18 protein-coding genes, 2 tRNA genes and 1 pseudogene are annotated in these 24,301 nt (G+C 62.6%); 12 read left to right on the top strand and 9 right to left on the bottom strand.

Translation table 11 applies throughout. The annotated features are described in order from the left end of the window. Positions 1-5 precede the first annotated feature (5 nt). Both AC5IJH_RS09105 and frr read left to right on the top strand, forming a co-directional pair. Complete coding sequence (locus tag AC5IJH_RS09105) at positions 6-2,597, top strand: beta-glucosidase (protein ID WP_491902501.1); 2,592 nt, start codon at positions 6-8, stop codon at positions 2,595-2,597. A 117-nt stretch (positions 2,598-2,714) separates the two neighbouring features. Continuing rightward, positions 2,715-3,302 (top strand): ribosome recycling factor, encoded by a 588-nt coding sequence (gene frr / locus AC5IJH_RS09110; protein WP_491902502.1) that lies wholly within the window; start codon positions 2,715-2,717, stop codon positions 3,300-3,302. Between the two features lie 25 nt (positions 3,303-3,327). On the opposite strand, the gene AC5IJH_RS09115 is transcribed toward frr, so the two are convergent. The 3 genes from AC5IJH_RS09115 to AC5IJH_RS09125 form a co-directional block, all read right to left on the bottom strand. Continuing rightward, positions 3,328-3,990, bottom strand: coding sequence for a hypothetical protein (locus AC5IJH_RS09115; RefSeq protein WP_491902503.1), 663 nt, complete (start codon positions 3,988-3,990; stop codon positions 3,328-3,330). A gap of 170 nt (positions 3,991-4,160) precedes the next feature. Continuing rightward, a complete protein-coding gene (locus AC5IJH_RS09120; protein WP_491902504.1) occupies positions 4,161-4,499 on the bottom strand; it encodes a hypothetical protein in 339 nt (112 codons plus the stop codon). A gap of 242 nt (positions 4,500-4,741) precedes the next feature. After that, positions 4,742-5,086, bottom strand: coding sequence for a TetR/AcrR family transcriptional regulator (locus AC5IJH_RS09125; RefSeq protein WP_491902505.1), 345 nt, complete (start codon positions 5,084-5,086; stop codon positions 4,742-4,744). A gap of 403 nt (positions 5,087-5,489) precedes the next feature. Here AC5IJH_RS09125 and AC5IJH_RS09130 point away from each other — a divergent pair, with 403 nt between their 5' ends. Continuing rightward, positions 5,490-7,583: a radical SAM protein gene (locus AC5IJH_RS09130; protein WP_491902506.1), complete on the top strand. Its 2,094-nt coding sequence runs from the start codon at positions 5,490-5,492 to the stop codon at positions 7,581-7,583. 117 nt (positions 7,584-7,700) lie between these two features. Here the strand turns inward: AC5IJH_RS09130 and AC5IJH_RS09135 are convergent, their stop codons facing one another. The 3 genes and pseudogenes from AC5IJH_RS09135 to AC5IJH_RS09145 all read right to left on the bottom strand — a co-directional run bounded on the left by AC5IJH_RS09135 (position 7,701) and on the right by AC5IJH_RS09145 (position 11,254). Beyond that, positions 7,701-8,174 (bottom strand): hypothetical protein, encoded by a 474-nt coding sequence (locus tag AC5IJH_RS09135; RefSeq protein ID WP_491902529.1) that lies wholly within the window; start codon positions 8,172-8,174, stop codon positions 7,701-7,703. Between the two features lie 77 nt (positions 8,175-8,251). Next, a pseudogene (locus tag AC5IJH_RS09140) lies at positions 8,252-9,064 on the bottom strand (glycosyltransferase family 87 protein); the annotation flags it as partial. A gap of 351 nt (positions 9,065-9,415) precedes the next feature. Then, positions 9,416-11,254: a mechanosensitive ion channel family protein gene (locus AC5IJH_RS09145; protein WP_491902507.1), complete on the bottom strand. Its 1,839-nt coding sequence runs from the start codon at positions 11,252-11,254 to the stop codon at positions 9,416-9,418. Positions 11,255-11,427: 173 nt separating this feature from the next. Between AC5IJH_RS09145 and AC5IJH_RS09150 the strand changes: the two genes are divergently transcribed. Further along, entirely contained in the window at positions 11,428-11,604 is a 177-nt protein-coding gene (locus AC5IJH_RS09150; protein WP_491902508.1) for a hypothetical protein, read from the top strand. A gap of 6 nt (positions 11,605-11,610) precedes the next feature. Here the strand turns inward: AC5IJH_RS09150 and AC5IJH_RS09155 are convergent, their stop codons facing one another. Further along, the gene (locus AC5IJH_RS09155) at positions 11,611-12,180 is read right to left on the bottom strand and encodes a CDP-alcohol phosphatidyltransferase family protein (RefSeq protein WP_491902509.1); all 570 of its coding nucleotides are present in this window, start codon (positions 12,178-12,180) and stop codon (positions 11,611-11,613) included. A 153-nt stretch (positions 12,181-12,333) separates the two neighbouring features. Between AC5IJH_RS09155 and AC5IJH_RS09160 the strand changes: the two genes are divergently transcribed. After that, positions 12,334-12,410, top strand: a tRNA-Val gene (locus AC5IJH_RS09160). A 116-nt stretch (positions 12,411-12,526) separates the two neighbouring features. On the opposite strand, the gene AC5IJH_RS09165 is transcribed toward AC5IJH_RS09160, so the two are convergent. Then, positions 12,527-15,397, bottom strand: a complete 2,871-nt coding sequence (locus tag AC5IJH_RS09165; RefSeq protein ID WP_491902510.1) for a diguanylate cyclase — start codon at positions 15,395-15,397, stop codon at positions 12,527-12,529. Positions 15,398-15,770: 373 nt separating this feature from the next. On the opposite strand from AC5IJH_RS09165, the gene AC5IJH_RS09170 reads away from it, so the two are divergent. Both AC5IJH_RS09170 and AC5IJH_RS09175 read left to right on the top strand, forming a co-directional pair. Next, positions 15,771-17,837 (top strand): beta-galactosidase, encoded by a 2,067-nt coding sequence (locus tag AC5IJH_RS09170; RefSeq protein ID WP_491902511.1) that lies wholly within the window; start codon positions 15,771-15,773, stop codon positions 17,835-17,837. A 99-nt stretch (positions 17,838-17,936) separates the two neighbouring features. Then, a complete protein-coding gene (locus AC5IJH_RS09175) occupies positions 17,937-18,365 on the top strand; it encodes an OsmC family protein (protein WP_491902512.1) in 429 nt (142 codons plus the stop codon). A 73-nt stretch (positions 18,366-18,438) separates the two neighbouring features. On the opposite strand, the gene AC5IJH_RS09180 is transcribed toward AC5IJH_RS09175, so the two are convergent. Further along, a complete protein-coding gene (locus AC5IJH_RS09180) occupies positions 18,439-18,693 on the bottom strand; it encodes a hypothetical protein (RefSeq protein WP_491902513.1) in 255 nt (84 codons plus the stop codon). Positions 18,694-18,811: 118 nt separating this feature from the next. Here AC5IJH_RS09180 and AC5IJH_RS09185 point away from each other — a divergent pair. The 5 genes from AC5IJH_RS09185 (at position 18,812) to tdh (ending at position 24,298) form a co-directional block, all read left to right on the top strand. Next, positions 18,812-18,898: transfer RNA gene (locus tag AC5IJH_RS09185), tRNA-Leu, on the top strand. A 155-nt stretch (positions 18,899-19,053) separates the two neighbouring features. Further along, positions 19,054-19,224, top strand: coding sequence for a hypothetical protein (locus tag AC5IJH_RS09190; protein ID WP_491902514.1), 171 nt, complete (start codon positions 19,054-19,056; stop codon positions 19,222-19,224). 62 nt (positions 19,225-19,286) lie between these two features. Then, positions 19,287-19,697 carry a hypothetical protein gene (locus tag AC5IJH_RS09195; RefSeq protein ID WP_491902515.1) on the top strand — a complete coding sequence of 137 codons (411 nt, stop codon included), beginning with the start codon at positions 19,287-19,289 and terminating at the stop codon, positions 19,695-19,697. 226 nt (positions 19,698-19,923) lie between these two features. Next, positions 19,924-23,151 (top strand): alpha-mannosidase, encoded by a 3,228-nt coding sequence (locus tag AC5IJH_RS09200; RefSeq protein ID WP_491902516.1) that lies wholly within the window; start codon positions 19,924-19,926, stop codon positions 23,149-23,151. Between the two features lie 106 nt (positions 23,152-23,257). Beyond that, positions 23,258-24,298, top strand: a complete 1,041-nt coding sequence (gene tdh, locus AC5IJH_RS09205; protein WP_491902517.1) for an L-threonine 3-dehydrogenase — start codon at positions 23,258-23,260, stop codon at positions 24,296-24,298. Positions 24,299-24,301 lie beyond the last annotated feature (3 nt).

Genomic DNA, 24,301 nt, shown 5'->3' on the forward strand with positions numbered 1-24,301 from the left:
CCCTGATGCGCATGTACGTCTCCGCCACTCCTCGTCTTCAGAAGCTTTCGCTGCTCGTCGCCGCCACCGCTGTGCTCGCCGCAAGCGCCGTCGCGCAGGCGCCACACGCCCTCACCTCTGCCGACAAGCAGCACATCGACGAGATCGTGCACAAAATGACGCTCGCCGAAAAGCTGGACTACATCGGCGGCACGGGCTTCGCGGTGCGCGCCATGCCGGCACTGCATCTGCCCGCGCTCGAAATGTCGGACGGCCCGGTCGGCGTGCGCTCCAACAGTGGCTTCAAATCCACCACCTACGCCGGCGGTATCGGGATGGCGGCAAGCTGGGATCGCGAGCTCGCCGAGCGCGTGGGCGCAGGCATCGGCCGCGATGCACGTGCGCGTGGTGTGCACTTCATGCTCGGCCCGGGCGTCAACATCTATCGCTCGCCGCGCAATGGCCGCAACTTCGAGTACTTCGGCGAAGATCCGTTCCTCACCTCGAACATCGCCGTCGCGTACATCACCGGCATGCAGAAGCAGGGCGTCAGCTCGACCATCAAGCACTACATCGCGAACAACTCCGAGTATCTGCGGCACGACTCCGATTCGATCGTTGACCCGCGCGCCATGCACGAGATCTATCTGCCGAGCTTCGAGGCAGCCGTGAAGCAGGCTCACGTCGGCGCCGTGATGGACTCCTACAACCTCATCGACGGCGCGCATGCGACCGAGAACAAGCAGACCAATCTCGACTTCATGCGCAAACAGTTCGGCTTTGAAGGCACCATCATGTCGGACTGGGTCGCCACCTACGATGCCGTGGGCGCGGCGAATGGCGGACTCGATCTCGAGATGCCGACCGGCAAGTTCATGAATCGCGCCAACCTCGAGCCGGCGATCAAGGCAGGCAAGGTCACCGAGGCGACGATCGACGACAAGATTCGCCACATCCTGACGACCGCCATGATGTTCGGCTGGCTCGATCGCCCTCAGCTCGATACATCGATCTCCTATGTGGACCAGCGCAATGCCGACACGGCGCTCGATGGCGCGCGCGAATCTGCCGTGCTGCTGAAGAACGAAGGCCATCTGCTGCCGCTCGACAAGCAGCAGGTGAAATCCGTGCTCGTGGTCGGCCCGGACGCCTACCCCGGCGTGCCCGTGGGCGGCGGCAGCGCGGCAGTGCAGCCCTTCCGCAGCATCAGCCCGCTCGAAGGCATGACGGAGTATCTCGGCAGCAACGCGACGGTCTACTACGACAGCGGCGTGCCCACATTGGCCGAGCTGGCCCTGCAGACGCACTTCACCACCGCCGCGACCGGCGGCAAGCCGGGCCTCACGCTCGAACAGTTCAAGAACGCGGAGCTGACAGGAACGCCGGCCACAACCGTGGTCTCGGCCGTGAACACGCGTGGCGTGAGCTGGGACTCGCTCAGCGACGATCCGGCAGCCCTGATGGAGCTCTTTCAGTCGGGCGTCAAGGAGGTGTCGCGCCGCTTCACCGGCTACTTCACGCCGGAGTCGGCCGGCCGCTACATCGTGGCTGCCGAGGGCGGTGGCGAGGGCACCGGCCATCGCGTGTACATCGACGACAAGCTGGTGATCGACGACTGGGACCTGGTGCGCGCCTTCCAGCCGCACATCACGGTCGAGCTCTCCGCCTCCCCCCACAAAATCGTCGTCGAGGACAAACAGAACAGTCCCATCGGCGGCAGGCTTCGGTTCGCAATTGCCTCCGTGGATCACGTCGTCACCGAACGCGCAAGACAGCTCGCGGCCAAGGCGGACGTCGTGGTGGTCGCGGCCGGCTTTCAGAACAACAGCGAGAGCGAGGGTGGTGACCGAACCTTTGCCCTCCCCTTTGGGCAGGACGAGCTGATCCAGGTAATGGCGGGGACGAACAGGAAGGTAATCGTAGCGATTACCTCGGGCGGAAATGTCGACTCCACAACGTGGCTCGAACGTGTCCCGGCGGTGCTCGAAACCTGGTATGCAGGGCAGTCCGGCGGGCGCGCATTGGCCGAAATTGTCTTCGGCGATGTGAACCCGTCGGGGCACCTGCCGGCTACATTTGAGCGCCGCGCCGAGGACAATCCGACCTACAACAACTACTACCCGGAGCCAGGGACGAAGCGCGTCCTCTACAAAGAGGGCATATTCGTCGGCTATCGCGGCTACGAGCACAACCACGTAGAGCCGCTGTTCCCGTTCGGCTATGGCCTGTCGTACACCACGTTTCGCTTTGCGAATCTTGCACTTAGCCCGCAGTCCGCAGGCGCCGATCCGAAGGTGACCGTCACCTTCGATGTCACCAATACCGGCCAGCGCGCGGGCGCGGATGTAGCGCAGGTGTACGTCTCCGATGGCCACGCGAAGATCGAGCGGCCGGAGCGCGAACTGAAGGGCTTCGAACGCGTCATGCTCGCGCCCGGCGAGACAAAGCACCTCTCGGTCGACCTGAATGCACGCTCCTTCGCCTACTGGAACGTACAGACGCAGAAGTGGACGATCGATCCCGGCAAGTTCACGGTCCACGTCGGCGATGCGGTGAACGCAACGCCGCTCGAAGCATCGGTGGAGCTGACCAGCGCTGCCGCGAACTCAAGCTTCTGACGAAAGCCGCCGCCACTGACCTCAGCCCCAAGGCTGTTTTGCTGGAGGGTTCTCCGGCTGGGGCGGCGGCGCTTTGTCCGCTAGAATCTTGTTTTGTCCCGAGGAGGAAAGACCGACATGGCAGTCTCGACTATGGCCACGGTTCCCGCGCTGAAGACAGTGCATCAGCAGTTGAAGGCGCGCATGGAGAAGGCGGTGACCGACTTCCAGCAGAACCTGACCGCCACCCGCACGGGCCGCGCCAATCCGCAGATGCTGGACCGCGTGCGCGTGTCGTACTACGGCACCGAGATGCCACTGAATCAGGTCGCCCAGCTCTCGATCCCGGATGCGCAGACGATCCTGATCACGCCGTTCGATCCGTCCGCCATCGGGGAGATCGAGAAGGGCATCCGCACGGCCGACTCGAGCTTCAACCCGCAGAACGACGGCAAGGTCGTCCGCGTGAAGGTGCCCGCGATGACCGAAGAGCGGCGCAAGGAAGTGGTAAAGCAGTTGAATAAGGTGCTCGAAGAGCATCGCACCGGCATCCGCAACATCCGCCGCGACGGCAACGACGCCATCAAGAAGGCGACGAAGGACAAGCAGATCTCCGAAGACGAAGAGAAGCGGGCGCTCGAAGAGATCCAGAAGCTGACCGATGAAGAGATCAAGCGGATGGAAGAGCTCTCGAGGAACAAAGAAAAGGAAGTAATGCAGGTCTGAGGGCGGTCTCTCTGCGCCCGGTTCGCTACTTGCAAAGGCCCGCAGGCTTCCAGTCCGGTGCGAGCGACGACCAGGGCTGGGTCGAATCGTGTAGCACCAGCACTAATCCCCTTCGGTTCTCTGTGCCGGTAGCTCTGACGACCATGGGTGGTCCCTCGGGGATCAGGACGTCCACCCCTTTGTGGCCCACCTGCTTGCCTGCAGGCGTCTCCAGACAGGATTCGCCCTCCTCGGTGTAGAAGGCCTCCGCGCCCGGGTGGCGATGCACCACGCTCTGCATTCCCGGCGTAAACACCGCCTCGGCAAACATCGCCATGTACGTGCTGTGCGCGTCTACCGGCAGCGGCCCGATCTGGGTCACGTGCTCTCCCGCGGCGGGCCGGTCGTCCTTGGCGCCGATGGTGAAGACCCACACCTTGCCGAGCGCTTCGAATACCTGCCCATGCGCTCCTCGTGCCCCATCCGCGGCTGCGCGGTCCTCGAAGCGATCAAGCGACCAGTACACCGGTCCGCTGGAGTCTTTCTTCCACGCCTGACTCGCCAGAACCCAGCACCCGGTCTCGCCAGTACGCTGGGCGACGGGCTTGCAGGTGACCGCCATGTCCTGAGCAGCGAGATTGTGAGCAGCGAGGCTGAAGCTCAGCAACGGAACAGCGCAGAGAACGGGCCAGCAACGATTCAGCTTCATGACGTCTCTCCTGGAATACCTGCGTGGCCCGGAAGACGCTTGAGCGTATCACCCGCCATTCCCGCGATCGGGGAGATCATCGCGATGGCACCAGCCAATTGCGTTGCCTGTTCAGAGAAGCCATTGCGGCGCTGCGTTCAGCAGGACCGCACCTCAGTCGCGTGCTCCGCTCAGGCGGTTTGCTTTGCGCTCTTCACGAGGCCGAGCTCGATGAGACTGCTGGCGGTGGCGAGGAGGGCGTCCTCGTTGGAGCGCGGGGTCCAGCCGAGCAGGTTCCGGGCTTTTTGATTGCTGGCCTGGTTTTGCTTACCAAGCTCCGGAACGATCTGCGCGACCTCCTTATCGAATAGTGACATTACGCGGAGCACCCAATCCGGCAGCACGCGGGTGGGCGCGCGACGGGCGGCCTCGCCCAGCCTTGCGCGGAGCACGCGGGAGATCTGCTGGAAGCTGAGGAACTCGCCGGCGACGGCAAGGAAGCGCTGGCCGGCCGCAGAGGGACTGGTCATTCGTTTGTTCGGCCTTCACCATCTGCCACATCCGCTCTGCCAGATCGCGCAGGGTGGCCTCCGGCAGCGCTGCTGGAAGCTTGGCCAGGCGGGTGAGGACACCTATGGTGAGTTCCTGGTGGACCTCCTGGGGAAGTTCGTTGAGCAGCCCGCCCCTCGACTGGCTCCTGAAGCGGCTCAGGAAGTCGGTGAGCCGGGCCTCTTCTTCTGCAGTCCCAGGGGGACAGGGGAAGCCGGCTAGCTCAAACTGCTCCAGGAAGCGAAGCTCGCGCTGGTGCTGACGGTAGAACCGGTACGTTGAGCGCGACATGGATAAAGGCCTCGCGCGCCTCCATGCCTGGGGTGTAGCCCTCAAGAATGCCTCGGTGCTTCAACTCGCTGAGCCGTTGATAGAGCGCCTGGATGATCTCTTCTTTGCTCGCGAAGTGGTGGTAGATGACGCCGGGGCTGGCGCTGGCCCGTTCTGCGATGAGGGACATGGGCGCGTGATGGAAGCCACGCTCGACGACCACGTCCAGCATGGCGTTGAGGATGGCGTCGCGTTTGCCAGGCTTAATGCTCTTCGCGGCTCTGGGCGGTGCTGGCACGAGTGCCATTGTTCCACGCGCGAGCGGGCCGACGGTCTCAAGTCGGGCGAGACGGAAGGCGAGTGTCTGTCCCGCGAGTGAGAGCCTGCCAGGGAAGGGAGAGAAAGCGCCTGGGTATCTCCCTGATAACCGGTTGAGAGTCATGGACTTGAGTGGCACAAGCGGTTCCGTTGGGGAGCCTCATCCGCCATTCGGGGGGCTTTTACGACCATTCGACCCACTTGGGTTCGCCCCGCCTGCTGAACCACGTAGCCTGATGATGAATGAGTACCCCTCGGTAATTCCCGGGAGACTCTGGCGTCGTACTGCCGTAGTTGCATCTCGTTGCATAGACTGACATCTCCTGTTGCGAACGGGAGTGCGGTCTTAACGGAGCCTCAACGGCTCATACCAGGAGATCTGAATGTCGAAAGCAGTCAAGTACGCGGAGCGGGCCGTTACCTTCGCAGCCAAGGGCGCGTGGACGGTCTTTGAAAAGCTGAACAGCATCCGTCCAAATGCGTCGTTTACGCCCAAGTGGTCAGAAAAGCCACTGCTGAAGAGCTACCAGAAGGAAAAGCCTCCGCTGGGCTGGCCGCGCACGACGGATTCGCTCTGCCCGAAGTGCGTGCCGGAGATCCGCCAGCAGATCATCGACGGCAAGCTGCCGCACGAGATCCTGCTCAACGAGAAGGTCGGCGAGATCAAGGCGCAGATCATCGAGCGTGACGGCCAGATCCTGATGGTGAAGGACTGCCCGAAGCACGGCCACTTTGAAGACTTGATGTCGATGGACACCAAGTTCTTCAAGCACCTCGAAGACGTGTTCCCCGGCCGCGACATCCGCGCGCACAACGACGAGAAACTGCATAATCACGGCACCTCGACGGTGACACATGGCCGCGGCTCGGTGCTGACGATCGATCTGACCAACCGCTGCAATATGATGTGCGATCCGTGCTTCATGGACGCGAACCAGGTGGGCTTCGTCCACGAGCTGACGTGGAACGAGATCAAGACCATGCTGGACAACGCGATCGAGATCAAGCCGCGTCGTCAGATGTCGGTCCAGTTCTCGGGTGGCGAGCCGACGCTGTCGCCGTACTTCCTGGACGCTGTCGCTTACTCGCGCAAGGTGGGCTACAACTCGGTACAGGCTGCGACCAACGGCATCGAGTTCGCGAAGTCCAAGGAGTTCTGCCGCGCTGCTGCTGAAGCGGGTCTGCGCTATGCGTACCTGCAGTTCGATGGCATCGGCAACGCTGCCAACTCGCACCGCAAGGTCGGCAATGCATTCGACGTGAAGCTCCAGGCCATCCACAACCTGCACGAAGCAGGCGTGGACATCGTGCCAGTGACCACGATCGTGAACGGCATCAACAACGAGCAGGTGGGCCGCATCATCCAGTTCGCGCTGGATAATCCGAAGCGCATCAACTTCCTCTCGTTCCAGCCGGTCAGCTTTACGGGCCGCGACGAAGAGGTCAGCGACGAGCGCCGCGCCGCGCAGCGCTACACGCTGAGCCACCTCGCGCATGATGTCAAGAACCAGACCGGCATGGGGATCCCCGAGCGCGACTGGTTCCCGATCAGCTTCATGAGCACCTTCTCCGACTGGGCCGACCTGGTGCACGGGCCGAACGCGGATTGGGGTCAGCTCTCCTGCGGATGCCACCCGAACTGCGGTATCGGCATGGCGCTGATGATCGACAAGGAAACGAAGGAAGCCGTTCCGGTGACCGCATTCCTCAACGCCGATCGCCTCGCGAAGGACGTGGCCAAGGTGAACGACGCCGCGCGCGGCAAGTTCCTCTCGATCGTGGGCGTCTCGCTTGCGCTGCTGCGCAACTACGACCCGACGATGTCGCCGACGCACTTCCGCATCATGGACCTGCTGGCGAAGTTCGATAAGTGCTTTGGCGCCACTGGCCGCAACTACGGCAAGGTGACGAGCGATCGCACGATGGCGGACATCGAAAAGCGCCGCGCGGATCGCTGGAACTTCCTGTTCATCGCAGGCATGTGGTTCCAGGACCTGTTCAACTACGACTTCCGGCGCACCGAGCAGTGCATCATTCCGTACGCGACGCAGGAAGGCGAGATCAGCTTCTGCGCGTACAACACGGGCGTGGGCTGGCGGAACATCATCGAGAAGATGCACATGACGGCAACGCTCACGAAGTGGTACGACGAGCACGGCCGGCATGAGATCTTCGCGGGCGGCAAGAAGGTCGGCCTCGGCGAGGCGGAGCACACGCTGGTGTTGAACCGCGAGCACGTGGACGCGGCAGCCAACGACACTCTGGACAAGCTGGGCATTGCGAAGAACAGCCGCGAGGAAAAGATCCGGGCACGCGATGCCAAGATCAAGACCGATGCGGAGGCCGCAAAGATGGCACGCCTCTACAAGGAGCACGTGCTGGGACAGAAGCCGGTCGAAGGCCTGGTTTCTCTCGATGCGATCAAGCCGGCGCCGCCGGCGGCAGTCGATCGTGAAGAGCCGGTCATGGGCGACTAAGTCGGAAGACTGAACGAGACAGTAAAGAGGCCGCCAGCAATGGCGGCCTTTCTGCGTCTGCCCCTCATGTTCGGTTTGCACCGTCCAGCATGGAACCGCTGCGTCAGAGGTTTGGGTTCAGGGCCGCGCCGCAATCGCCAACTCCGCGTCCTGTCCTAGCGATGCCGGTAGAGGCTTAGCAAGTGCAAGGAAGACAAGGGCGAGCAGGCACAGACCGTGGAATGGGCCGGCCCAGCGAATCCCGTGCAGGTATATGTAACTTTCGGGCGTGAAGATCATTGCGTATAGCAGGAAGTAGGGCAAGAGTGTTCGCTGCTCTGCTGCCGGCGCTCTGAGTGAGGCGACGCAAAGGATGGCGAACGATCCATAGAGTGACAGCAGCGTGTACTCGAAAGACACCGGAGGGATCACGATGCTGAGGGTCGACAGGATCACGATCTGGTTGAGGGTTGGCAGACGCCAGATGCGGAGAAAGTAGACCAGAAGGCAGAGGACGGCCATCGAGCGCATGTAGATAGGCACGAATGGCGACAGATCCGGGTGAGAGGCGATGGTCGCGAATTTGACCAGGGCGAAGATCGAGTGGTCCACGGTAAGCCCCACCTGTCTCCGGCGTAGAGTTTTCCGAATGCCTGAAGCTGCGCACTGCTCCATCGAAATGCGAATACGAGATCCGAACTGATCGCTCGCAAGCCGCACAATGTGAGCGCGAGCGCTGTTGCTGCACCGACGACCATATCGATATATCTGCGGCGCGGCAGGAAGAGACCGAACAAGACAAACGGATAAAGCTTGAGGGCTGTTGCAATGCCGAAGCAGACGGCGGCGACTTTGTAACTCCGGCGAGAGAAGGCCCATAGTCCGCCTGTGATCAGAATCCAGGGCAGCACCTCAATGTTCGAGCGCTGCAACAGAAACATGAAGGGGTAGGACGTAATCGTTGTCGCTAAGACAAGAAGCAGTGCGTGGGCTCGCGCCACTGAACGATTCCGCAGGACCCGGTAGAAGGCCAAGGCCAACCCGACGCCTGCCAGCAGAATGAGCAGGCTGAACGTTCTGCCACTCGTGTGTGACTTGAAGAGGCCAACGAAGACCAGCAGCATGGCAGGGGGATACATAAAGTAGGTCTTCATGTGCAGGAACTCGGGGCTCCCGTAATGGCTGATAGTGGCAAGCAGATTGCGGTAATCCCCGTAAAACCCCCCGGGATAAAAGATGTAGGGGAATGTGTACGGAAGCGAGCGCCCAGCCATGCGGGCGATGGCGGACCCAAGAAACGACAGGAACGTGAAGAGGGTGGAGGCCAGAACGAACACGCGCAGGCTCATGGGCAGCGGTAGTTCGCGTTCAGGGGTACGGGACCGCTCTTTGTGGCCTGGCAGAGACGTGGCCATCATCGATGTGTCGGTCATGGTGTTTGCTTCATCGTGCCCGCGAGAGGATCTCCAACTGAGCGGGCGATATGTAAGTGCCATTTGCATCGTCCTGGACAGTGCAGCCCTGCTGCATGCAAACGAATAGAGCACTGCCGTATCCCTTGACTGGGCACTGGATCAGGAGTCCATTGGGACGCACGTCTGTGCACCCTGGGTGATGCAGCGACGTTCGCTGCCAGTCAACCTCGTTGGGGTGACTGCGAAAGAAGTGGAGATACTCCTCCGCACAGAGGAGCGAAGTCGCAATCAGCAGGATGGTGAGCACTCGGGTCTTCAGCATGATTGCTTCTGAGGCTGCGCAGGACTGTTGCTATCCAGATGTGTGACTTGGGATGAGAATACAACGCCGTCAGCGATGACGCGGTCCCGGCTGTGCAGAGACCGTATCGCGGTCGGCTAGCGTGAAGCCTCCTGCTCGATCTGTGTGTCTACGTGGGTTTGGAGGGCGGCGAGACTCGCGTCCGTGAAGGCAGGTGGCGCATGAAGGATCGCGAGCAGCCGCTGATACAAGCGGGAGCGCATCGCGTGGCGGTCCTGCGCGCGTGTGATGTAGCGGATCACGACCTCGAGGCTGCCGCTGGGCCGCAGCTCGACGATGGGGTCGGCGCTGAGTGTGCCCAGGTTGCCGCTGGCCTGCCGCAGCCGACGCCATTCCCGCGTGGCGAGTTCGCGATCTTCGCGCGTGATCTCGTCGACTGCCTCGCGGATCGCATCGGTCACCGCATAGATGTCTTCGCCGGCAGGCAATGGGAAGTGCAGCTCCTCCCACAGCCACTGTCCGGCGGTGGAGAAGTTGAAGTAGTGGCCTTCGATGGCGTAGCTGTTCATGAAGGCGACGCGCCGTCCGGTGGGCCGGCCACTCTCTGTCCAGTTGCCGGTTTCGAGTAGCGTGGTGCGCAGCAGGCCGACCTCGACCACCTCGCCGCCGACGCCATTGATCTCGACCCAGTCGCCGACGCGGACGCCATTGCGGCCCATCAGGATGAACCAGCCGCAGAAGGCGACGATGAAGTCCTTGAGCACAACGGTGAGGCCGGCCGTGGCGAGGCCGATGATGGTGGGCGTCTGCGTGGGCGTGCCGAACAGCAGGATGAGAATGAGGGCGATGCCGACGAGCTGCACGCTAAACGAGAGCACAAACTGCAGCGTCTGCTGGCGGCGGTGGTCGAGCAACGTGCGGCTGGTGAGGAAGCGGCGCAGCAGCCGGCCGGTGAGCATGGTGACGACGATGATGCCGACAAGAAACAGGCACGCGCGCAGGATGCGGTGGACAACCGTGCGCTGCTGCGCGAGCACCAGCGCGTCCCACTTCGCGTAGGTATCGCCGAGCGCATTCAGGTCGCGGATGCGGCGCTCGGATTCGGTGATGGCCTGGCGGCTGGCGGCCATAGCGTGCAGCTGGCTCACATCGGAACCGGTGGTGACGGGTTGGCCGGTGACCACCGGCGGTGCTGCCGTATCGACCTGGGCGGCGATCTGATTCCTCTGTTGCAACAGAGACTGTGCCATGTGCTGAGCAGCCGTCTGGGCGGTGACCAGCTGGCGATGACGGCTGCGCAGGGACGACAGGGCGCGCAGCTTGCCGACGAGCGAACGCAGGGCCTGCGGCGTTTCGAGCGCTTCGGTTTCGGACGCGGAGGCGGCCGTCTCCTCCTTGTGCGCGGACTCGTGCTCATCGAGCGCCTGCTGGATCAGCGCATGACGATCTGCGCCGAGCCGGATCAGGGTCTGATGGAGCTCGTCCGCCTCGTCGATATCGAGCGCGAGTTGTGCCTCCGCGAGCTGCAGGGTGGCGTCGTCCGGGGCGGATTTCTGCTTCAGGGTGGCGACATTGGCCTGCTCGCCACGGATGCGCTCCTCGAGTGCGCGGACGCGCTGCGCCACGGGAAGAGCCTCACCTTTGAGCGGGAGGGGCTGGACGGTGGCGTTGCGCAGCGCCGTGGCAAAGGCCTGGTCCACCTCATTGTCGGCCAGGCGCAGTGCCTGGTCGGCGAACCGGTGCTCCTGCTCGACCGCTGCCTGGGTGGCCAGGTCCCGCGCTGTTCGCAGGGGCGACTGGTCGACCATGCCGGGGGTGGCTGGCGAGAAGGCGACGTGCGACTCAAGCGAAGGGTCTCCGCTCGAGATCAACTGTTCGCTGACGAACAGGGCGAGGAACAGCAGGAGCAGGGTGCCGAGCGCACCGAAGCGACGCATCCGGCTCAAGGGTCGGCGGATCAGGGGGAGTCGATTCATAGCAGTTCCGGGATCGGGCGCAGCACGCTCCGCTCGAGTGTACGGAATCTGGCAGCCGGTGCCACTCCGCGCGAGGTGCATTGACTCTTTAGGAACCGCGGGTACAATCAGCGCATACCGGGCCGCACCCGCAGAGCTGTGGCCGTCGGCACATTCAGCCAACTTCCAAGAACATGCCAGAGATCTGCAAGCATCCCAAGGTTCGCGTTGTCGCCCGCGAGGACGACGTGGAATATGTCGAGTGCGAAGAGTGCGGCGAGGTATTTGACGCCGACGAATACAAGGAAATGACACAAGACGCGAACGAGGACGAGCTCATCGTCGACCAAGTCACCGACGAAGAGGCCTGAGCCGGATCAAAGCGCGTGGGTCGACTCGTCTGAACCGAGCCGGCTCGCCTCCCGCCATGTGTAGTGGAACCACGAAACCAAGGTCAGCACAAAGGTAGCGATGAGCGCGAACCGCCGCGCCTCCTGCAGCAGCGGGGCTGGGTAGCACGCTACCCAGAGAGTCATGGCCACAGCGAGGATCTGCGCGATCGTGTTTGCCTTGCCCCAGAGGCTGGGACGGAACTCACGCAGCCCTGTGCTGGCGTAGAGCAGCGCCGCCACGACCAGGATGCCGACATCGCGGCTGAACACCAGGATGGTCACGCGGCGCGGAATCAGTCCCTGGTGCATGAGGACGAGGAATAGCGTGCTCAGCAGCAGCTTGTCGGCGACCGGGTCCAGGTATTCGCCGAGACGCGTGCGCTGCTGCAGCAGCCGGGCGAGCAGGCCGTCCAGCCCGTCACTGATGCCGGCCAGGATGAACAGGGCGAAGGCCGTGCGGTAGCGTGCATCCAGCACCGCGGTGACCAGAAACGGAATGATGCAGAGCCGCAGGAAGGTCAGCTGGTTGGGCGCGGCGCGAAGGTCTTTCAGCACGGGTCGGTGGTCACGGGCATGCGGGGCGGGGTGCGGCGGCAACGCGCAACCTGCTGTGAATCAATCTACCGTATGGCGCGCCCCGGGACCAACGGATGCGCCTGCCGGAGGCGGGCCGCCTTGCTATACTGGAAGCGCTGCAACATCAGGTGCAGGCGCGTAGCTCAGTTGGTTAGAGCGCTACCTTGACACGGTAGAGGTCAGGAGTTCGAGTCTCCTCGTGCCTACCATTTCTTTCTGCAATAGCACCTCTTTCCTTCACATGACGGTGACGTGGCTGTGTCATCTGTTGCCTTGCGCGCGGGCGCGTACTCGCGTCTCCATTCGGAAATGAGGCGCTCCGGCGTTAGGCGGGGAGCGGAGTCATGGCAAAGGCGGTCTGCACGCGGTCGCGGCCGGCATGCTTGGCTTCGTAGAGGGCCGCGTCGGCCTTGCTCAGGAGCGTCTCGATCGTCTCAGCAGGTGAGCTGTAGTTCACCAGTCCAAAGCTGCAGGTAACGCGCAACTCGGTGGTGCCCACGAGGAACGTCTCACTGCGAATGACACGGCGCAGTTGCTCGGCACGGGCGCGGGCGTCCATTGCTTCGCAGTTTGGCAGCACGATGACGAACTCTTCGCCGCCGTAGCGGCCGATCGTGTCATAGGGGCGCAGTTCCTGGGCTAGCCGCTGCGCCGCCTCGCGGAGCACCTGGTCGCCGGCCAGGTGGCCGTGTGTGTCGTTGATTGCCTTGAAGTGGTCGAAGTCGAGCAGGATGAGCGAGAGCGGTGACTGCGCACGCCGGGCTCGCTCGAGTTCGCGGCCCAGCGTCTCGACGAGCGAGGAGCGGTTCCACAGCCCGGTGAGGCCGTCGTGCGTGGCACGGTCATGCAGCTCCCTGGTGCGCTCCGCGACCAGAGCTTCGAGTTCGCGCTGTCGTTTGAGCAGCGATTGATGCCGCCACCTCCACAAGGATCCCGCCATGCCGGCGAGAGCGAAAGTGCCGGCGCTATAGAACCACCAGGTCTGCCACCACGGTGGCGTCATGGTGAATTGGAGCGTAATCGGGCTTGAATCCTTGTGGGTGTACCGATCGTGGGCGACGACCTGGAACGTGTACGCGCCCGCGGGCAGTTGCGGGTAGCGCGCCTGACCGGAGGTGGTGTAGACCCAGTCCTGGTCCTGCCCGCTGAGGCGGTAGCGATAGCAGATCGCGCCTTCATGCAGATACGAATTGGTGGCGAAGTGCAAGGTCAGCGGGGCACGCGTCCATGGGTACGAGAGCGCCTGATCAACGGGGAGGTTCTCTCTGCCGAGCGCCATTGAGGTGACACGCAATCCCGGCGCGGGATGGAGAAGCACTCTCTCGGGATCGTTAATGTGCGTCAAGCCGTTACTTGTGCCGATGTAGACGCTGCCGTCCTGCGCGGATAGGAAGCTGTACTGGTCGAGGTCGTTCCAGATGAGCCCGTCCTCCTGCGTGAAGCGCGACCAGTGCCGCCCGTTGAAGACGTCGATGCCGTGATCGCTGCCTGCCCAGATCCAGCCGCGGCTGTCGGAGGCAAGCAGGGTGACCGAGTTCGACGCCAGCGGTGAGCGTTCGACATGCTGGACCGCGACAACCTGATCACCCTGCAGCTTCAGGTGGGCGAGTCCCTTAAATACGCCGTTGATCCACAGATCACCGCCGCCATCGAAGACAAGCTCCATGGTGCGGCTGAAGAGCTCATGCTCGTTTGCCTGCACTTGCGTCCAGACGCCCTGGTGGAGGTGGAAGAGCCTGTCTGGCACCGCGGCGTAGCAATCGCCGGCGTTCCGGCAGAGGGCGCCATAGACCGGCTGGCCAGGAGGGAGCCCCGGAATGGGCAGCAACTCGATCTTTCCGGAGCGGCGCGTCACGGAAAAGAGACCTGCCTTGGTGGTGATCCAGAGCTCCTGCCCCGGACCGCGGAGAAGGTGCCAGATGCGACCGGGCGCATGAATGCTGGCGGTCTTGCCACCAGGAGCGAGGGCCACAAGCTGATCGGGACTCTGCACTGCCCAGAGTGTGCGGTCGGCAGTGACGAGAGTCATGATCGCCTGACGCCCGCGCAGAGCGGGAGAGGTAAGCGTCTCGATGTGCCCGGCGTTCGGAAGCATCCGGTTCACGCCGCCATGAGTCGCGACGTAAATGTCGCCGTTTGGGGACTGACTGAGTCCCCAGATGAGCGAACTGCTGAGGCCGTCGGTGGTTGTCCAACTTTCGACGTTCCCGAGCCCGATCGTCTTCAGCAGGCCTTTGCCGGCAAGGCCGATCCAGATTGCTCCGTCGCGTGTGCTGCCGACGGAGACCGGCACCGCATCCGGAAATCCCTGCTGCCCGGTCAGCACGCGCCAGTCGCCCTTCTCCCAGACCAGCAGATCGTTTTTTCCCGGCATGAAGATGCGGCCGGCTGTGTCCTCGGCCAGAGAGGAGTAGCGAAGCTGGGTTGGATCCGCCGTTCCCGTGCCATCGCGGAGCAGGAAGCGATCGCCGCCGCGGGGCAGGTATAGAACATGATGCGTGCCGCGTACCCACAGGCCGCCGTCGTGGTCTGGCAGCATGCGCTCCCAATCGTCTTTCGGAACGCCTTGTGATTCGCGCCAACTGCGCAGCTTGCCATTCGTGACCGTGACCAGGCCATCGCCCGCCGCGAGCCACAATCGTCCTGCCTGGTCCAGCCCGACGCTGCGGATCTCTTCGAAATCCTTCGGCAGCCCGAGCGCCTGTACCTGGTTCTCAGCCACCCACTCATCGCCCCGAGGGGTAAATGCGAGCAGCTCTCCCGCTTCAGTAACGGCTAGCATTCCATCCGCCAGCGGGGCCAAGGCATCCCGCTCCGGCAGGCGGACGCGGTTTGTGCCGTAGCGGACCTGGCGGAAGGTGGGCTCGTTTGCCGCGTCACCCACAAACAATCCGGCGGTGGTGCCGACCCAGAGACGGCCCGCATTGTCTTCCTTCAGAGCAATCACCTGCCCGATGCCACAGCTCTCTCCGAAGGGCTGAAAGCGCACGCCGTCGTAGCGGAACAGCCCATTTTCGGTGCCGACCCAGAGGGAATCATCATGGGTCTGCAGAAGGATGCGGACGCCTAGATTGTCCAGGCCCTCGGCTTGCCCGTACTGGCGGAAGGACACACGCTGCGCGAGGCCGGGAAACAGGCTCAGCAGAGCCAGACCCTGGACGCACACGATCAGACCGAGCTTGCGCAGTTGTCCCATCAGGAGGTTTATCGACAGAAGGTAAGGAGATCTGCGATTACTTTTGGCACGGGCGCGCCGGGGTGTTTTGTGATGGCTGCGAGGGCTGGCGTCGGCACGCCCGGCAGACTGAGGCATTGTCTCCGTGTCGGCGTGGGCCGCTGGTTGACTGGCCAGGCGGTGTCGGGGCGCAGAAAACGGTTTCGTTGGACTGGCCCGCTTGCTGAGGAGCAAGATGGCTGCTCATGTCGGGTGGCTCCGCGCCGCCAGGCATTCACTTCTACAGGTGACGAGGCCGGGTTTGTCTGTAATGCGCGATAGCCAATCTTTTCTGCGGAGCCACAGGACGCCCCGCTCGATTCTTGCTGCTCTCCTTTGTTGCACCACTGTGGGGGTGGCCCAGGCTCCGCCGCCAGCGGCGCCGGTTCCGGGACCGACCGAGATACTGTATGGGGCGGCCTACTACAGCGAATACGAGCCGTACGACCGACTGGACCAGGACATCGCCCTGATGAAGAAGGCCGGGCTGAACGTGGTCCGGATGGGCGAGTCCACGTGGAGCCTGTGGGAGCCGCGGGACGGTCAGTTCGAGTACGCGTGGATGGATCGCGTGGTCGATGCCATGGGTAAGGCCGGGATCAAAGTCATCATGGGCACGCCGACTTACTCAATCCCGACGTGGCTTTATCACGAGCACCCAGAGATTCTGGTGCGCCCGCTCGGCGGCGGTCAGTCGTACTACGGCATGCGACAGAACATGGACACGGATAACGCGGATTATCGCCGCTACTCGCAGCGCGTGATCGTGAACATGGTCGAGCACTACAAGAACAATCCCAATGTGATTGGCTGGCAGCTCGACAACGAGACAGCCTCGTACAACGCGGCGAATCCCGATGTAGTGGATGGATTCTTTCGCTACCTGAAGAAGAAATATGTCACCACCGATGAGCTGAATCGCCGCTGGTTTCTGAACTACTGGGGCGAGGACGTGAACGGCTGGGAGAACATGCCGGGACCGGACAAGCCGCAGAGCACGGCCTACAAGCTCGAGTGGTCGCGCTGGGAGCAGATGCGGGTGACGGACTTCCTGGGCTGGCAGGCTGACCTGGTGCGGCAACACCGCGGGGCTCGGCAGTTCGTCACGACCGACTACGGCGGCATGATGAAAAGCGACGTGAACGAGTACGAGGTCGCGCGACATCTCGATGTTGTGGCTGACAATATCTATCACCCCACGCAGGACCGGATGGATGGTTGGCAGCAGGCGATCCAGGGCGATTACAGCCGCTCGCTGCAGCATGCGAATTTTCTAGTCACCGAGACGAACGCGCAGACCACGGACTGGAGCTCGTCTTTCCAGTACCCGCCTTATGACGGGCAGCTCCGGCTGGATGTGTACACGCATCTGTCGAACGGTGCCAACATGGTCGAGTACTGGCACTGGGCCACTATCCACAGCGGGCAGGAGACGTACTGGAAGGGCGTGCTGTCGCACGATCTGGAGCCGAATCGCGCGTACGCTGAGGTGTCGCGCACCGGCAACGAGCTGAAGCGGATCGCGCCGGAGCTGGCGAACCTGAAGCTCGCGAATGACGTCGCGATTCTGTGGAGCTCCGATTCGCTGAACGCGCTGACGTTCATGCCGATCCGGCTCGCGGACGAGCGCAATCAGTGGGGGCAGGAGCAGGCCGACTACACGCTCGTCGCGAACCAGATGCATCGCGCGCTGTACGACCTGCATGTCGGTACGGACTTCGTCTTTCCGCAGGACGCGGACTTCTCACGCTACAAGCTGCTGATTGTGCCGCCGCTTTACATTGCGGACGATGCGCTGCTGAACAAGATCTCCGCGTATGTGAAGAACGGGGGCCACGTGCTGATGGCGTTCAAGAGCGGATTCGCGAATGAGGATTCAGCAGTGCGCTGGGTGAAGGCGCCGGGACCGCTGCATGAGGCGGCCGGATTCACGTATCAGGAGTTTTCGAACCTGGCGCAGCCGCTGAAGCTGAAGGGGAATCCGTTCGGGGTGGGCGATGCCGATAACACGGTCAGTCGCTGGGCGGAATTTCTGATGACTGACCATGCCGAACCGCTGGCCTGGTATGACCATCCATTCTTCGGCAAGTGGCCGGCGGTGACGCGGAACCATTACGGCTCGGGTAGCTTGACCTATGAGGGCACGTATCTTTCGGCAGCGTTGCAGAAGAGCGTGACAGAAGGCGCACTGAAGGATGCGGGCATCGCGCAAGTCGATCAGGCGTTGCCGGCCAGTGTGCACGCGCGCCATGGCGTGAACGGCAACGGGAAGCACATTGACTACTACCTGAACAACTCGAGCGAGCCGCAGAGCTTTGCGTATCCGGTGAACGGCGGCACAGATTTGCCGACGGGCAAGAAGATTGCCAAGGGTGCGAATGTGACGGTCGGGCCGTGGGATGTGTTGATCGTGGAGGAGTGATCCTCCACGGCATCGCCTAAGATTGGAGAGGGCTGACGGACAGACTCGTCCAGCGACACATCTCACGTAACACGCGACCCACGATCAACCAGGAGCACTATGGACCGGAAAGCAACAGCGGAATGGCACGGCGGGCTGAAGGACGGCAACGGCAAGATCTCGAGCGACAGTGGCGTGCTGAAGGACGCGCAATACTCATTCAGCACGCGGTTTGAGAACGGCATAGGGACGAACCCGGAAGAGCTGATCGCGGCAGCCCACGCCGGCTGCTTCACGATGGCGCTGAGCGCCCAGTTGAGCAACGCGGGGCTGAAGCCGGAGTCGATCGACACCACGGCCGCCGTCACCCTGGGCCGCAAGGATGAGAAGCCGACCATCACGCACATCAAGCTGACTACGCGCGCGAAGGTGCCAGGGGCGGATGCGGCAGCGTTCGACAAGGCAGCGCAGGAAGCAAAGTCGGGCTGCCCGATCTCGCGCCTGTTCGCGGGCAACACGGAGATCACCCTCGACGCGACGCTCGTCTAGCGACCGCAACCACACAGCAAAAGCGCCGTGCCAACACTAAGGGGTACGGCGCTTGGCATTTGTTTGAGAGGCTTCAGGAGCGGGCGCGGACGAAGTCACGCATCTGCCTGTTCAGGTCGGCGGCCTGGCGCAGTCCGGTGTCGAGCAGCTTCATCCATTCCTTTGCCTGATCGCTGAGCTCGGTCATGTTCACCAGGTAGCTCGCCTGCACGATGATCTCGAGCGCGTTGTTGATGTCGTGCGTGATGCGCCGGATCTCTTTTGCGTCGTCCGGGGTCAGGTGACTGGAACCGCCGTGGTCAGTGGTCTGTTCTGCTGCTTCGGCCATATTGCTGTAGTTTACAAGGGCTGGACAGCGTGCCCTGCTTGTAACGTTTGACATTCCCCAGGTGCTTTGCGAGACTCGTTGTTACTGCCCGTCCAGCACCTGCTGGACCGATCCACGTGCCGAAGTGGCGGAATTGGCAGACGCGCATGGTTCAGGTCCATGTACTCGCAAGGGTGTGGGGGTTCGAGTCCCTTCTTCGGCACCAGCTTCTCTCTGTAACTCTCCTCTGATTTTCAGGATGCGGCCTGATCGGGTTCGGTATGAGTGGTTCGGCGTGACCGCCGTTCGCGAGTACCTTGATGCCTATCCGCCGCTTCACCTGGTTCACCGTCGCGTCACGATTGCGATAGGCTGACATGCATGCTTCCACCGCAGCAGCCTGCCACTTCTCCCGACATGCAGCCGCAGCCAGCAGCCGATGCCGCGATCTGCACGTGGTGCCCCAACTGCGCGGCGCGGCTCGAGAGCAGCCGCTGCAAGCTACTGTGCCGTGACTGCGGCTACTACATGAGCTGCGCCGACTACTACTGACCCGCGACGTTTTATTCTGGAGCAAGCAGCCGAGCTTCACTACTGCTTCCGAGGGCCCCGACATGTCTGATCAGCGTCTGCTGCCATCTGCCGTTTGGACGTCCGCATTCTGGTCGGGCGCGTTGTGCGGTGTCGCCGCGATCTGGATCGCGGAAGAGTTGCGCCGCCGCCGTTCCGTTCCCCGGCTTTGGCTGGTGCACGATGCGTCGCGCGACCCCGGCTCGGCGCGGGCCATTCCGCTAAAGCGGGATGCCGGCGCGGGCGATCCAGCGTGGCTGACGCCGCCGCGCGCCGGCTCGCCGCATCCGTTCGAGCGGCCGGGTGGCGCTCCCGGGGGCAGCACTGCGCCGGAGATGCAGGAGACGCCGGACCGGCCAGAGCAGTTCATGGGGCACCACGATCCGGCAGAGCCCGTTCAATCGGCCATGCGGACTCACGTGGAGCCGCCGGACGAAGACACAAATCGTTCTTAAGCTGGTTCGTTTAGACACAAGACTTGACGGCTCGCTTACAATTGGCGTCGCCTTTGGGCTGGCGACCTTCCCGGTCTGAACACCAATAAGGGAACGTCACCATACCCTTCTGCCCTTTACGGAGATTGCCTTGCGAAACCTTCGAATGCCTGTATGCGCTGCGGCTCTGGCCCTTCTACCCCTCTCTCTTTCTGCTCAGCTTTTTGAGCTGAATCATGGCCACGCGATGGAAACCGGCCTGAACCCGCAGGAAGAGGCGACGATGCGACGCCTGGACAGCCTGAACACGTTGCCCGGCGGCCCGTGGCGCTTCAAGGCAGGCGATGTGCCGCATGGGGAAGACCCGGCGCTGGACGACAGCAGTTGGAAGACAGTGGAGCCCGGCACCGATGCGCCTACCGAGGCGGTCTGGTACCGGCGCGTCATCGAAGTGCCGCAGACGCTGAACGGTTACGACTTGACGGGTGCGCGTGTGTCCTTCCGCTTCCGCGCGTACGCCAATGGGCCGATGCCGGAGATCATTTACTACAACGGCCGTCGCGTCGCGCTCGGTGATGACCTAGAGCCGATCACGCTCTTCGACGATGCCAAGCCCGGCGACAAGGTGCTGGTCGCGGTCAAACTGCTGCCGACGGTGGATCAGAAGCGCTTCGCGGGTGTCGATCTTAAGATCGAGTTCTCCTCCAAGCGGCCCAGCCCGCTCGACTTCGAAACAGAAGCCCTGACCGCCGCGACCCTGATCCCGACACTCTCGAAGAATGTGAGCGGTGATCAGCAGTCGCTTGCGGGCGCGATCGGCGCCATCAACATGGGCGCGCTCGACAAGAAGGATCAGCAGGCGTTCGACGCGTCGCTGCGCGAGGCACAGCAGAAGCTGGAAGCTGTGAAGCCCACGCTGCAGCAGGCGAATATGCACCTGACGGGCAATTCACATATCGACGCCGCGTGGCTCTGGCCCTGGACAGAGACCGTGGATGTGGTGAAGCGGACCTTCGGAACCGCAGCGCAGTTGATGAACGAGTACCCGACCTACACGTACACGCAGTCCGCTGCGCAGTACAACCAGTGGGTCGCCGACAAGTATCCGGAGCTGAATGAACAGATCCGCAAGCGCATCCAGGAAGGGCGCTGGGAGCTGGTGGGCGGCATGTGGATCGAGCCGGACCTGAATATGCCGGATGGTGAATCGCTGGTCCGTCAGCTGCTGGTGGGGCAATCGACGTTCCAGAAGCTCTATGGCACGACAACGCGCATCGGCTGGAATCCTGACTCGTTCGGTTACACATGGCAACTGCCGCAGATCTATAAGCGCTCCGGAGTGGACTACTTCGTCACGCAGAAGATGACGTGGAACGACACCAATCAACTGCCGCTGAAGCTGTTCTGGTGGGAGTCTCCCGACGGGAGCAAGGTGCTCACCTACTTCCCGCATGACTATGCAAACAGCGATTTGAATCCAGTGCGCCTGGCCCGCAACATGGTGGAAGCGCGGCAGCGTGCGAACGGCATCACCAATGTGCTGGATCTGTTCGGCGTCGGCGACCACGGCGGCGGCCCAACCCGCGCCATGCTGGACGAAGGGCTGCACTGGATGGAGCCGGGCAAGGTGGTGCCGCGCTCGGAGTTCGGCACAGCGCAACCGTACTTTACGGCGATGGAGAAGCAGATCGCTCCCGACTCGCCCACCTGGAACTACGAGACGCTCGCCAGCGGCGATCACAAGCTAGCCGAACCACCGGCGGGCGAGATCACCATTCCGACCTGGAAAGATGAACTCTATCTCGAATACCACCGCGGCGTGTTCACCACGCAGGCTGACCACAAGCGCAACATGCGCGATAGCGAAGAGTGGGTGCTGAACGCGGAGAAGTATGCCTCGCTCGCGTGGCTTGATGGGCGCGAGTATCCCGCGACCGAACTGACCGATGCATGGAAGCACGTGACGTTCAACCAGTTCCATGACCTTGCTGCCGGCTCGGGCATTGGCGTGATTTACCGCGAGGCACAGAAGGACTACAACCAGGTCCACTGGTCTACCGACGAGATCTCGACCAAGTCGCTCAAAACTGTGGCGGCGCGTGTCGACACACGCGCAACCGCAGGTGGTGTGCCTGTCCTGGTGGTGAACCCGCTGGCCTGGCAGCGCAACGGCCTTGTTGAGGTCGAGGTGCAGATGCCTTCGGCAGCTGCCGAAGGCGTCTCGATCGTCACGGACAAGGGACGTGTGCTGCCTTCAGAGGTTCTGCACAGCGATAAGGCGACGGGTACGTACCGGTTGCTGGTACGTACCGAGGATGTTCCGTCGATGGGCTACCAGGTGCTGCGGGCAGTGCCAGGACGCAGGACGTTCCCGACCGATCTGAAGGCCAGCGGCACCACCATTGAGAACGCCGCGTTGCGTGTCACTGTCGATGCGACGACTGGCTGCATGACCTCGTTGTTCGATAAGCAGCACAACTACGAGACGCTCGCCGCCGGCGCCTGCGGCGACGAACTGCAGGCCTTCAAGGACACGCCGAAAGACTACGACGCGTGGAACATCGACCCCGGCACACTGGATCAACCACCGACGACACTGCACACCGTGGAATCGGTGAAGCTGGTGGACCAGGGACCGCTGCGGGCGACGCTCCGCATCACCCGCACTTGGCAGAGTTCGCACTTTGTCCAGGACATCTCGCTCTACGATGGAGGGCACAGCGTTGAGGTCGGCAATGACATCGACTGGCACGAGACGCATGTGCTGCTGAAGGTATCGTTCCCGCTGGCAGCGACTGCACCAATGGCCACGTACGAGATTCCGTACGGCACGATCGAGCGCCCGACCACGCGCAACAACAGCGTCGAGAAGGCGAAGTTCGAAGTGCCGGCGCTCCGCTGGGCCGATCTTGGCGACAAGGAACATGGGCTCACGCTGATCAACGAGTCGAAGTATGGCTATGACGCGGTGGGCAACCAGCTTCGCCTGACGCTGCTGCGCTCGCCCATCTGGCCCGATCCGGATGCAGACCGCGAGCGGCATCACTTCCGCTTCCAGCTCTATCCGCATGCAGGTGACTGGAAGCAGGCCATGAGCATTCGTCATGGTTACGAATTCAACTACCGGCTGAAGGCCATGCAGGTGGAGCCGCATGCGGGCACGCTGCCGGCGGAGCACTCCTTTGCCAGCATCGCGGATACGAACGTGGTGCTTACGGCGATGAAGCGCTCTGAAGACGGCAAGGGCCTGATTCTGCGCTTCTACGAATGGGCCGGTAAAGGCGGCAACGTGACGGTCGCGGTGCCTTCCGGCGCCACCGGCGCCTCCGTCACCAACCTGATGGAGAAGCCGGAGGGAAGTGCGCTCAGCGTCGCCGGTGACAAGGTGACCGTGCCGGTCACTCCGTACCAGATCCAGACGATCCGGGTCGACTACGCGCCGGCGAACGAGAATACTCAGGCGATGTCCCGCTAACCAGCAGCAGTCAGAGGTCGCCCGCGCGCATGCCTGTGCCGCGGGCGATTCTGTCTGCTGACACGGTAAACTGAAGCGTTCGGTTCGGCAGGTCGCAGGGAGAGTCATGAAGGCAATTGCAAAGAGCCGCCGCGAACGTGGCCTGTGGCTTGAAGACGTTCCAGTCCCCGAGTACGGCATCAATGACGTGCTCATTCGTGTGCGCTACACCGGTATTTGCGGCACTGACGTCCATATCTACGACTGGGACGAGTGGGCGCAGAAGACGATTCCCGTGCCGATGGTGATCGGACACGAGTTCGTCGGCGAGATCGTCGAGGTTGGCGCCAATGTGAACGATTTTCACCCGGGTGACATCGTTAGCGGTGAGGGTCACGTGACCTGCGGGCGCTGCCGCAACTGCCTCGCTGGCCGCCGCCACCTGTGCGCGGCGACCTCCGGAGTCGGTGTGAATCGGCCCGGAGCGTTCGCAGAATACGTCACTCTACCGATGACGAATATCTGGCGGCATGAGCCGAACGTGAACCAGGAGGTCGCGGCGATCTTCGATCCATTCGGCAACGCGGTGCATACGGCGCTGTCGTTCCCCGTGCTTGGTGAAGATGTGCTGATCACGGGTGCGGGCCCCATCGGCATGATGTGCATCCCGGTCGTGAAGCGTGCGGGCGCACGCCACGTCGTCATTACTGACTTGAATCCATATCGGCTGGAGCTCGCGCGCAAGATGGGCGCGACGCTCGCGATCAACCCGACCGAGACTTCGCTCCGCGGTGTGCAGCAGCAGCTTGGCATGACGGAGGGCTTCGATGTCGGCCTCGAAATGTCGGGCAACGGGCAGGCCTTTCGCGACATGATCGACAATATGTCGCATGGCGGAAAGATTGCCGTGCTGGGGATACCTGCCAAGGAAGTTGCGCTCGACTGGTCCAAGGTGATCTTTAACATGATTACGATTAAGGGTATTTACGGCCGCGAGATGTACGAGACCTGGTACAAGATGTCGGTGATGATCCACTCCGGTCTCGATATCTCACCAGTGATTACGCACCGTTACAGCTATAGCGACTTCGAGCAGGGCTTCACCGCGATGCGCTCCGGGCAGACCGGCAAGGTAGTGCTGGACTGGACCGGACTGATCTCCTCGTGAGCG

Source organism: Candidatus Dedyshia acidiphila (assembly GCF_051025295.1).
Lineage (GTDB): Bacteria > Acidobacteriota > Terriglobia > Terriglobales > Acidobacteriaceae > KBS-83.

Bases quoted from the DNA above. Each gene is read 5' to 3' on its own strand.
- AC5IJH_RS09105 (WP_491902501.1), top strand. From the start codon at position 6: ATGCGCATGTACGTCTCCGCCACTCCTCGTCTTCAGAAGCTTTCGCTG.
- frr (WP_491902502.1), top strand. From the start codon at position 2,715: ATGGCAGTCTCGACTATGGCCACGGTTCCCGCGCTGAAGACAGTGCAT.
- AC5IJH_RS09115 (WP_491902503.1), bottom strand. From the start codon at position 3,990: ATGAAGCTGAATCGTTGCTGGCCCGTTCTCTGCGCTGTTCCGTTGCTG.
- AC5IJH_RS09120 (WP_491902504.1), bottom strand. From the start codon at position 4,499: ATGACCAGTCCCTCTGCGGCCGGCCAGCGCTTCCTTGCCGTCGCCGGC.
- AC5IJH_RS09130 (WP_491902506.1), top strand. From the start codon at position 5,490: ATGTCGAAAGCAGTCAAGTACGCGGAGCGGGCCGTTACCTTCGCAGCC.
- AC5IJH_RS09145 (WP_491902507.1), bottom strand. From the start codon at position 11,254: ATGAATCGACTCCCCCTGATCCGCCGACCCTTGAGCCGGATGCGTCGC.
- AC5IJH_RS09150 (WP_491902508.1), top strand. From the start codon at position 11,428: ATGCCAGAGATCTGCAAGCATCCCAAGGTTCGCGTTGTCGCCCGCGAG.
- AC5IJH_RS09165 (WP_491902510.1), bottom strand. From the start codon at position 15,397: ATGGGACAACTGCGCAAGCTCGGTCTGATCGTGTGCGTCCAGGGTCTG.
- AC5IJH_RS09175 (WP_491902512.1), top strand. From the start codon at position 17,937: ATGGACCGGAAAGCAACAGCGGAATGGCACGGCGGGCTGAAGGACGGC.
- AC5IJH_RS09180 (WP_491902513.1), bottom strand. From the start codon at position 18,693: ATGGCCGAAGCAGCAGAACAGACCACTGACCACGGCGGTTCCAGTCAC.
- AC5IJH_RS09190 (WP_491902514.1), top strand. From the start codon at position 19,054: ATGCTTCCACCGCAGCAGCCTGCCACTTCTCCCGACATGCAGCCGCAG.
- AC5IJH_RS09195 (WP_491902515.1), top strand. From the start codon at position 19,287: ATGTCTGATCAGCGTCTGCTGCCATCTGCCGTTTGGACGTCCGCATTC.
- AC5IJH_RS09200 (WP_491902516.1), top strand. From the start codon at position 19,924: ATGGAAACCGGCCTGAACCCGCAGGAAGAGGCGACGATGCGACGCCTG.
- tdh (WP_491902517.1), top strand. From the start codon at position 23,258: ATGAAGGCAATTGCAAAGAGCCGCCGCGAACGTGGCCTGTGGCTTGAA.